Annotated in this window: 2 protein-coding genes; one reads left to right on the top strand and one right to left on the bottom strand. The window is 70.3% G+C overall.

What is annotated here, in order from left to right:
- Positions 1 to 181: 181 nt before the first annotated feature.
- Positions 182 to 1,525, bottom strand: a complete 1,344-nt coding sequence (locus ACFXBC_RS25110; RefSeq protein WP_385028624.1) for a UDP-glucose dehydrogenase family protein — start codon at positions 1,523 to 1,525, stop codon at positions 182 to 184.
- A 198-nt stretch (positions 1,526 to 1,723) separates the two neighbouring features.
- Here ACFXBC_RS25110 and ACFXBC_RS25105 point away from each other — a divergent pair, with 198 nt between their 5' ends.
- On the top strand, positions 1,724 to 2,881 hold the full coding sequence (locus ACFXBC_RS25105; protein WP_385028620.1) for an acyl-CoA dehydrogenase family protein: 1,158 nt from the start codon (positions 1,724 to 1,726) through the stop codon (positions 2,879 to 2,881).
- Positions 2,882 to 2,948 lie beyond the last annotated feature (67 nt).

The raw sequence follows: 2,948 nt of genomic DNA, 5'->3' as shown, positions 1-2,948 counted from the left end.
ACACCGCCCCCCTCCACCCCCCATGGTCCCCGCGGGGCCCGGCCCCGCCGCCCCCCCCCACCCCGGCCCCCCGGCGGCGGGCGGCGCAACACGGGTTCCGGGCGGGTCCGCGTACATCCGGTCGCCCTTCCGGACGCGACCCGGGGACGGACCGGTCCGGCCCGTCCCGGTCCGGCAGACCCTAGGCCCGCGGCCGTCCCATCGCCCGGTACACCCAGCCGGCCTCCCGCCACGCCGCCGGGTCCAGCGCGTTGCGGCCGTCCAGCAGTATCCGCTCGGAGGCCACCGCGCCCAGCGCCGCCGGGTCCAGCTCGCGGAACTGGCGCCACTCCGTCAGGTGCAGGACGACATCCGCGCCGCGCACCGCGTCCAGCGCGCTCTCCGCATAACCGAGCGTCGGGAAGAGCCGGCGGGCGTTCTCCATGCCCTTGGGGTCGTAGACGGTGACCTGGCCGCCCTGGAGGTGGATCTGCCCCGCGACGTTCAGTGCGGGGGAGTCCCGTACGTCGTCCGAGTCCGGCTTGAAGGTCGCGCCGAGCACCGCGACCCGCTTGCCCAGGAACGAACCGCCGCCCACCGCCTCGCGAGCCAGCTCCACCATGTGGCCGCGGCGGCGCATGTTGACCGAATCGACCTCACGGAGGAAGGTCAGCGCCTGGTCGGCGCCCAGTTCGCCCGCGCGGGCCATGAAGGCCCTGATGTCCTTGGGCAGACAGCCGCCGCCGAAGCCGATTCCGGCCCGCAGGAACTTGTTGCCGATGCGCTCGTCGTACCCGAGCGCCTCCGCCAGCTTCGCGACATCGCCGTCGGCGGCCTCGCAGACCTCGGCCATCGCGTTGATGAAGGAGATCTTCGTGGCGAGGAAGGAGTTCGCCGCCGTCTTCACCAGCTCGGCCGTGGGGAAGTCGGTCACCACGAACGGGGAGCCCTCGCCCACCGGGCCCGCGTACACCTCGCGCAGCAGCTTCTCGGCCCCCGCGCTCTCCACCCCCACGACGATCCGGTCGGGGTGCAGGGTGTCCTGGACGGCGAAGCCCTCGCGCAGGAACTCCGGGTTCCACGCCAGCTCCACGCTCTCACCCGCGGGCGCCAGCTCCCGGAGCACCCCGGCGAGCCTGGCCGCGCTGCCGACGGGCACGGTCGACTTCCCGACGACCAGCGCGTCCCGCTTCAGATGCGGGGCGAGCCAGCGGAACGCGTTGTCGACGTACGACATGTCGCAGGCGTACTCACCGTGCTTCTGCGGGGTGTTGCAGCACACGAAGTGCACATCACCGAACTCGCCCGCCTCCTCCCACGAGGTGGTGAAGCGCAGCCGCCCGGTGGACCCCTCGATCCCCGCGACATGGCGCTGGAGGATCTCCTCAAGGCCGGGCTCGTACATCGGTACGCGCCCCTGCGAGAGCATCTCGATCTTCTCGGGCACGATATCGAGGCCGAGCACATCGAATCCCAGCTCCGCCATGGCCGCGGCGTGGGTGGCACCGAGATAGCCGGTACCGATCACGGTGATTTTCAGGGCCATCGGAAGCTCCAGGGGGCGTACGGGATCGGGTGCGCGCCCGAGCATAGCCGGGCCGTTCGGCGCCCTGCTCCGGCCCTGTCGCGCACTCCCGGCCCGCCCTGCCGCGAACCTGTCGCCAACCTCACGTATCCCTGGACGCGGGCAGCCCCTAAAATTGGGTTACTTAACGGTAGTTAGCATCCTGGGGAGTGAGTGACCTTGGCAGGTTCGCCCGATTTCGACCTGTACCGCCCGGCCGAAGAGCACGACATGCTCCGCGACTCGGTCCGTGCCCTAGCCGAGGCGAAGATCGCGCCGTTCGCCGCCGCGGTCGACGAGGAGGCCCGCTTCCCGCAGGAGGCGCTGGACGCGCTGACCGCCGCCGACCTGCACGCCGTCCACGTACCCGAGGAGTACGGCGGCGCCGGGGCCGACGCGCTCGCCATGGTCATCGTCATCGAGGAGGTGGCCCGCGTCTGCGCCTCCTCCTCGCTGATCCCCGCCGTGAACAAGCTGGGCTCGCTCCCGGTGATCCTCTCCGGCTCCGAGGACCTCAAGAAGAAGTACATGGGCCGCCTCGCCCAGGGCGACGGCATGTTCTCGTACTGTCTGAGCGAGCCCGACGCGGGTTCGGACGCGGCGGGCATGAAGACCAGGGCCGTGCGCGACGGCGACTTCTGGGTGCTCAACGGTGTGAAGCGCTGGATCACCAACGCGGGCGTCTCCGAGTACTACACGGTGATGGCCGTCACCGATCCCGCCAAGCGCTCCAAGGGCATCAGCGCCTTCGTGGTCGAGAAGTCCGACGAGGGCGTCTCCTTCGGCGCCCCCGAGAAGAAGCTCGGCATCAAGGGCTCCCCGACCCGCGAGGTCTATCTGGACAACGTCCGGATCCCCGCCGACCGCATGATCGGCGAGGAGGGCACCGGCTTCGCCACGGCGATGAAGACCCTGGACCACACCCGCATCACGATCGCCGCCCAGGCCATCGGCATCGCGCAGGGCGCACTCGACTACGCCAAGGGATACGTCCAGGAGCGCAAGCAGTTCGGCAAGCCGATCGGCGACTTCCAGGGCATCCAGTTCATGCTCGCGGACATGGCGATGAAGCTCGAAGCGGCCCGCCAGCTCACCTACTCGGCCGCCGCGAAGTCGGAGCGCGTCGACGGCGACCTGACCTTCTTCGGTGCCGCGGCCAAGTGCTTCGCGTCGGACGTCGCGATGGAGGTCACGACGGACGCGGTCCAGCTGCTCGGCGGATACGGCTACACGCGCGACTACCCGGTGGAGCGCATGATGCGGGACGCGAAGATCACCCAGATCTACGAGGGCACCAACCAGGTCCAGCGGATCGTGATGGCCCGGAACCTGCCGTAGCGGCTGTCACCACGAACACGGGGCGCTAACCCCTGAACCCCTGAGCCCGAAGCCCCGAAGCGGGGCT

Origin of the sequence: Streptomyces sp. NPDC059398 (assembly GCF_042751845.1) — a bacterium.
Classification (GTDB): domain Bacteria; phylum Actinomycetota; class Actinomycetes; order Streptomycetales; family Streptomycetaceae; genus Streptomyces.
Note: the sequence above shows the minus strand (reverse complement) of the source record. Positions and strands in the feature narration are given on the sequence as shown.